3 protein-coding genes are annotated in these 7,244 nt (G+C 63.1%); 2 read left to right on the forward strand and 1 reads right to left on the reverse strand.

From position 1 onward, the window contains the following. Positions 1-455: 455 nt before the first annotated feature. Together ACYVJ4_RS15860 and ACYVJ4_RS15865 are read left to right on the forward strand one after the other, a co-directional pair. Positions 456-1,841, forward strand: coding sequence for an alpha/beta fold hydrolase (locus tag ACYVJ4_RS15860; protein ID WP_460461110.1), 1,386 nt, complete (start codon positions 456-458; stop codon positions 1,839-1,841). Between the two features lie 904 nt (positions 1,842-2,745). Further along, positions 2,746-6,027: a hypothetical protein gene (locus ACYVJ4_RS15865; RefSeq protein WP_460461111.1), complete on the forward strand. Its 3,282-nt coding sequence runs from the start codon at positions 2,746-2,748 to the stop codon at positions 6,025-6,027. 694 nt (positions 6,028-6,721) lie between these two features. Here the strand turns inward: ACYVJ4_RS15865 and ACYVJ4_RS15870 are convergent. After that, the gene (locus tag ACYVJ4_RS15870) at positions 6,722-6,997 is read right to left on the reverse strand and encodes a helix-turn-helix transcriptional regulator (protein ID WP_460461112.1); all 276 of its coding nucleotides are present in this window, start codon (positions 6,995-6,997) and stop codon (positions 6,722-6,724) included. Between the last annotated feature and the right edge of the window lie 247 nt (positions 6,998-7,244).

The raw sequence follows: 7,244 nt of genomic DNA on the forward strand, positions 1-7,244 counted from the left end.
CTGGCGCAGCTGCGCCCACTCGGCGTGCTGCGGCTGCAGCTGGACGCCGATCCGGACCGGACGATCCTCTTGATGACTACTCATAGTCACTCCCCAGCTGCTCGGATAGACATGGTGCTCAACTGCATCGCATCCCGGGCTCCAGCACCAGTCCTCAGGCGTTGGGCGCCTATGGATCGGATGCCACAGGACGGGATGGTGTTCGCTGCCGGGCTTCACGGACGGCGTGCTACGGAAGCGTTTACTCGTTGCCCGTGATGGGCGCGCGTTGACGCGAATCGCCATCGATCAGCTGTGCGACCTTGACCAGTCGCCAAGATCGCTATGGACCTGTTGCGGCTATCCCCGGACGCAGGTTCCCCAAGACACGGGGGCCGCAGCCTCATGTCGAGACCGGGTGTCACCGCGCGCGCGATCGATCGCTGAGCCACGCGTACGCGTGGTGAGATGGCGGCATGAGCCTCCAGCCGACCGACGACGGGGCCTCTCCGACGCCTGCGGTGGTGTTCGTCCACGGCCTGTTCTCCTCCGCGTCGACGTGGAGCGCGATGACGGCCGTGCTCGCTTCAGACCCTGATGTACTTGGCGTTGACGTGCATTGGTACGAGTACCCGTCCCCAAAGTGGCGCGGACGACTCCGGCGCATTCCCGACTTCGATGCCCTCGCCGACGGACTGCGGACCTACCTCAACGTCCAAGTCCGGCCGAGGCAGCCCGTCATCCTCGTGGGCCATAGCCAAGGAGGACTTGTCATCACCCGACTCTTGTCGAGGATGCTCAGCGATGACGAGCGAGATGGTCTGCGACGCATCTCGGCCGTTGTCCTCTATGCGTGCCCGAACCACGGCTCAAATTACGCGCTGGCACTGCGAGGCGCCGCCATCTTCTGGAGGCACCCCCAGGAACGCGCCCTACGTGCTCTGGACCCGGGGGTCGCCGAAGCCCGGCGCCGGGTTCGTGTCCAGTTGTCGACGCCTGGGGGGGAAGTCCACGTTCCAATCGTTGCGGTTGCCGGCCTGGAAGACGCCGTCGTGTCGCCGGCGTCGGCTGGCGGCGATTGGGGTGAGGTAGAGACCGTCCCTGGTACCCATTCGAGCCTCATCGACGTGCAATCCCTGCGCGACACCGCCTACCAGTTGCTGAAAGTGCGAATAGTTGCGGCGGCGGTCGGTGCCGCGGCGCATAACCCGGGGCGGTTCGCGGCCGTGGAGAACAGCACCGACGATCAGTGGCGCCAGATCGTGGTGGAGCTGAGTGCGCGCCTTTCACTAGACGAGTGGGACACTGGTGTCGGATCGATGCTTCGCCTGCCGTATCGAATCGCCGCCGAAGACTACGACAGGATGCTCGATCTCTTGCACTGGCTCCAGGTGCGAACGCATCCGCCTGGCAATAGCGAGATGCAGAGAGTCTTCCTCACCTTGTTCGACGTGCTAGCGGATTGGGTGCGGACGTTGGAGAAGCACCTTGACTCGACGCAAGATCACTCGCTGTTACAGATCGAACGCTGGTATCGCGCAGGTGGTTTTAATCCCAAATACCACGAAGATCTCGCTGCATACCGGGTCTACACCAGCCTGGTCCAAGATCTCACGCTTGAACTGACACGGGTCGTCAACTGGTACTGCGACGAAGTCCGGGCGGCTTTCGATTCGGGTTTCCGGCTCATCGAGGGGGAGGTGTCGGTGGAAGGAGGGCCTTACAGCAATGGTGACACGGCGGTCTTGGTGCCGCGCTACTCGTTAAAAGACCTCGAGCAGCAACCGACACCTTACGTTGATCTAGAGACGTTCAAACAGCTTCGCTACTCACGCGACCACCACACGCCGCGTCCCGAATAAACGGCAGTGCTTCCCGACGAGGCAGCATCACTGCCGAAAGGGTCGCGCGAGTGAAAGGTCGCCTTCCTCAACGTTGCTGTCCAAGCGCCGTACTTGGCTCGCGCCGATCGCCGTGAGTTGACGCGGTGCAGCAGGCGGCACCAGAGATGCCTCAGTTGATCAAGCAAGCTGCAGCGTGGCCACTCATTGACGTTGAAGGCTGTCGGAACTAGAGGCTATATGTGTCTGCCATGAACATTGCGGCTTGCCAGCCGGGCGGCTACGCCCAACGAACGCCGCCCGTTGTCGCGGGTGTGAGCCTGTCCAAACCATGCCCTGCTCTAGGCCTTTGCTGGAAGGAGTGGTCTTGACACGACCGGGTTACGTAGATCGAAGTCGTCTACAGGCGTGGGCGGACACGCGACAGGCTCAAGGCGAGCTCCCACGACTAGTCAGGCGCTTGATCCTGGAGACGACCCCTGGGCTTGTGGAACTTGGTATGCCAGCCGGTGACGGGGTAGCCGCTGGCGACTGGGACGGCTCTGTCCGAGCGGATCGCGCGACGCCGTGGGTCCCAGAAGGCCTGTCAGTGTGGGAGTTGTCAGTCAACTCAAGCCCTGGCAAGAAGGCGGACTCTGACTACTCCAAACGGTCTGCGCCGCCGGACGGATCATCCGCGACCGCCTGCACATACATTCAGGCGATCCTTCGGCCGTGGACTGCGCGTGCCGCTTGGGCCACGGCTCGGAAGGCTGAAGGTACATGGCGGGACGTCAAAGCTTACGGACTTGACGATGTCGAAACGTGGTTGGAAGCTGCGCCCATTACCTGGGCGTGGTTGTCCGAGGAGCTAGGCCTCACTCCCTTCGGCCTCCGGACCGGACAAACCTGGTGGCAGTCGTGGGCCAGACAAACTCAGCCGGCGATGACCGCGCAGATCGTGCTCTCCGGTCGCTCCGCGGCCGTCGCCTTTCTCGAGAAGTTCCTAAGTTCGGGCGATGCGGTGACCACGATCGCCTCCAACTCCATCGATGAAGTCTGCGCATTCGTGGCCGCTGTCGCTGTTCACGCCGACAGCGTTGGAGTCAGTCAGATGCTCGCCCGGCTGGCGTTCGTTGACGACCCGGCTACGTGGCGGCGTCTCACGGGATCATCGCAACCCCTGGTGCTGGTTCCTCTCGACCCAACCTTCGCGTCAGAACTCCCGCCCGAGAACCCACACTCGATCGTCGTACCAGTGGCCGCCAGCCCGGCGGCCGACCTCGTTCTTCCACCACTGAACAACGCCGAGGTGTCCGAGGCTCTCCGAGAGGCTGGTGTCTCGGACCGGGAGAGGGCGGAGTCTCTGGGACGTCTGGCGCGTCGAAGCCTCACAGGGTTGCGTCGTCATCTCGCAACGAATGCCGCGCTCCATCGCCCCGCTTGGGCAGAGAACAGCCCACCGCGCTATATCCGGGCGGCCGTACTCGCCAACTCTTGGCTTGATCAGGTGGAGGCGGATCGACGGATCTTGGAAGCGCTGTCTGGGGTCGAGTACGAGGAGATCCGCGAAGCGCTCGCAGTTGTGGCCGCCTCTCACGCCGTTGATCCACTCTTGATGCGCACGGGCGATATCTGGCACCTGGTCTCATCGCTTGACGCTTGGACGCTCCTCGTCAGCGAACTGACGGACGACGACATCAAACGGTTTGAACAAGTTGTGCTCCGTGTTCTGTGTGAGAGAGATCCGGCGCTTGATCTCGGCGAGAATGCTCGATGGCAGGCTTCGATCCAAGGCAAGCGGCGAGCGCACTCGAACGAACTTCGTCGTGGCCTTGCAGAGTCGCTGGCGCTCTTGGGCATGCTTGGGGAGGACCTAACGCTCGCCCAAGCTCAAACAGGCACCAACTGGGCGAACTATCTCGTCCGTCGCGTTCTTGAGTGGGCCGGCGCAGACACCACCGGTCAGAGCTGGTGCTCGCTTGCAGACGTTCTGCCCCTCTTGGCGGAGGCTGCTCCCGATGCCTTTCTAGATGCGGTCTCCGCCAGCACCTCTGGCGACCATCCAATCCTTACCACGGTGTTTACTGACACCACCGAAGGCAGCCCGTTGTTCTCGCCGAGTTCCGCGCACAGCAGTCTGCTGTGGGCCCTGGAGACTGTCTCCTGGTCCACTGAGCACTTCGGCCGGGCCGTTGACCTGCTTGCTCGACTTGACGAGTTGGACCCGGGCGGTCGCCTGAGCAACCGGCCAAGCGAGACCCTAAACGCCATCTTTCGCCCCTGGCACCCCGACAATGCTGTGTCGGTTGAACGCCGACTACGCACGCTTGACAGTCTGCGACGGCGTCACCCCACCACGGCGTGGAAGTTGCAGTTGGCGATGTTGCCAGCTTCCCGAGGCGCTCACTTTCCGATCAGTGCGCCCACCTATCGCGACTGGAAGCCAGCCACAGTCACGGTCACGTACGAGGAGCTGTGGTCTGTGATTACCGGTGTCGTCGAGCGGTGCTGCGAAGACGCCACTGCGCAGCCGGGTCGCTGGCTTGAACTGTTGGATCACATCTCTGACCTCTCGGCACCAGATCGAGCTGTGGTCCTCCGCGCCTTCACGTCGAGTCTAGATACCCCACAGGCGATCCCGGAGGACGTTCGAGAGTCTGCATGGAGGTCTCTGCGCGAGACGGTCGGCAAGCATCGCGAGTTCGCAACCGCCCAGTGGGCGCTGCCAGAGGAGGAACTGACCAAGATCGATGACGTCGCCTCCCTGATCGCTCCCAAGGACGCGTATACGCGTCTTGCACCGCTATTCGAAAACGCGCGGCCATTCCTAGGTGAGGTCAGCAGACGCGATGATTACTCGGCCTACGACCGTGCCCTGGCGGACAGGCGAGCTGAAGCGATATCAGAAATCGTTGCCGAGGGCGGCCTAGCGGCCGCGCGCCGGATCGCAGGAAGCAACATGGAGTTGACCTGGGCAGTGGGCACCGCCCTGGCTCGAGCCTGTCCCGGCTTCGACTTGGAGCTCTTGCCATCTCTGGATTCAGACGACGCGAGCGAAGCCAACTTCGGGATGATGTACTTCGGTCAGCGCTATAGGGATGAAGGCGTCGAACTCGTTCGTCACCTCCTGGCGGACGCCGGGCTATCCACTCGGCAAAGGGCACGCTTGCTCTTGGTTGCGCGGGACGATTTGGACTACGCGTGGGAGAGCTTGGGGGAGCAACCCGAGGTCGAAACGCTGTACTGGCAGTGGTTCCAACCGTATGGGCTGGGAGCAGACTTCGGTGAGGTCGAAGAGGTCGCACGAAGGCTGATGCGCGTGGGGCGACACGCCGCGGCTCTTGACTTCCTTGGGCTGTACTTCCATCGCGCTGAAACACCGCCCGAGCTCGGTATCGCCAGACTGATCGTCGAGGGCCTTGACGGACTGCTCGCAAGCGAGGGAGCGGATCCCGAGACCCAAGCGCTTTCACGTTGGGATTTCGAGCAGATATTTGCCTATTTGGAGGCAACCAAGGCGGAGATAGGGATTGATGTAGTTGCGCGGCTACAGTGGGCATTCCTCCCAGCGCTGGGGTTCGACGCGGAAGTGCCGACCCTTTCTGAACGGCTCGGCGAGGATCCCGAGTTCTTCGTTAGCGTCCTCTGCGCGGTCTACCGCGCACGGCCGGCGGCTGAGGATGAAGACTCAGCAACGAAGGCGGAGGACGCCGAACCCGACTCCGCCACTGACCCAGGTGTTGCCCGGAACGCGTACCAGCTACTCGATGCTTGGAACCACCCGCCGGGACTGGTTGCAGGCGCGATGGACGCCGAAGTGCTCCGAACCTGGCTGGCCGAAGCCAGGCGGCTGTTGGACGAGGTAGGCCGCACTGAAGTCGGGTTGCAGCACGTCGGGCAGGTCCTGGCATCGACTCCACCGGACGAGGATGAAAGCTGGCCGGGAGCGGTGGTCCGGGATCTGATCGAAGATCTACAACTCGAACAGCTCGAGTTGGGGTTCTACCTGCGAATCATCAACAGTCGGGGGGTCACTAGTCGAGGGCTCGAGGACGGTGGCGCGCAGGAAGAGGCGCTAGTTGCCAAGTACCAGGCGCTAGCGGACAGATTCTCCGATGAAGCCCCACGAACAGCGGCCGTCTTTCGCCGGATCGCGAGTTCGTATCGTGCCGACGCACGCCAGAATGAGGATCAGGCCGAGCGCTTCCGGCGGGGACTGCGTTGAGGGCGGAGTAGACCGTGCTCGAAGAATGAGCTGACTGCTAGGCGTGCCTGGGGGTGCCCATGTCGACATGGCCAGGGACGTAGGTGTGCTCAGCACTCAGTCCCTCGCCTGCCGCTGGAGAACCTCAGCTTGACCCATCTTGATCGACGAGCAGATAGACGAGCCGCAGTCCAAGCCAAGTGGCGAACTGCTCTAGAGATGCTTGATCAGCGACCCCGGGCACGACTGGACGCGTCTTCCCACTTGGGGATGCAGTCAGCGCTGACTCGACAGGTGGGGGGCCAGGGCTGTGACTTCTCTCGCCCCCAGCGCCGGACCCAGGTGCGACTACCGGAGCGCGGTTCGACCCAACCGATCCGAGCAGCCGGTCGATCACTTCAAACTGGGTGTCGGTGAACCTTGGGGCATGTGACAGTTGTTCCTCGATCCAGGCTTGCATGCGTTCCTCGCGCTCCCTGGTCAGCTCAGCCTCTCGCCGGGCTCGGGCGACGGGGTCCTGGGGCAGGCGGGCCACGCCGATCATGTCCTCGGTCGTCGGTCGCGAGTCAGATTCTGCATTGGACTGTTTGGGGGCACCCAAGAACACGGACGTTGACCTCGTAGGTCAACGTTGCGGGCGCGCGCCGAGCCGACCGGCGAAGGACCATTGACCTACAGGGTCTACACTGTTACGTTGACCTAACAGGTCAACGAACTAGGACCTAGCCGTGTCTCTCGAGCGAAGGAGGCTGTCTCGATATTCAGCTTCAAGCCGGCTCCAAGTCATGGCCGGTATCGAAGTGGCTCTCTCAAGCCGGAGGGCCATGCGCGGCGTGAGGGCCGACCGGCCCTTGATCAACACGTTCAGATGTCGGTACGAGAGGCCCACCTCATCGGCGAAGGCGCGCTGAGTCATCCCATGCTCGTCGAGCCACGCGCGCAGTCGCGTGCCGGGGGGCTCGACGACGCGGTCTGAATCGTCCTGCGGCATGAGGAGGGTCTATCACGACGGCGTGTCCGACATCAGGAGGCGTCGCCATCTGTGCTCGCCGCGGGCCACCGCCTCGGAAGTCGGCCGGGCCAAGTTGCGAGTGTTATGTCGGGCGCGCGGGCGGCCTCCTGAGCACGACACGGGGTGCGCCGTACATCGTTTCTGACGTTAGTGGTCCCAGTTGAACGCGACGTCGACCCCGAGCTCCTCGGCGTCGACGACGGCCTGGCGCAGCTGCGCCCACTCG

Source organism: Angustibacter peucedani (assembly GCF_054779595.1).

Bases quoted from the DNA above. Each gene is read 5' to 3' on its own strand.
- ACYVJ4_RS15860 (WP_460461110.1), top strand. From the start codon at position 456: ATGAGCCTCCAGCCGACCGACGACGGGGCCTCTCCGACGCCTGCGGTG.
- ACYVJ4_RS15865 (WP_460461111.1), top strand. From the start codon at position 2,746: ATGACCGCGCAGATCGTGCTCTCCGGTCGCTCCGCGGCCGTCGCCTTT.
- ACYVJ4_RS15870 (WP_460461112.1), bottom strand. From the start codon at position 6,997: ATGCCGCAGGACGATTCAGACCGCGTCGTCGAGCCCCCCGGCACGCGA.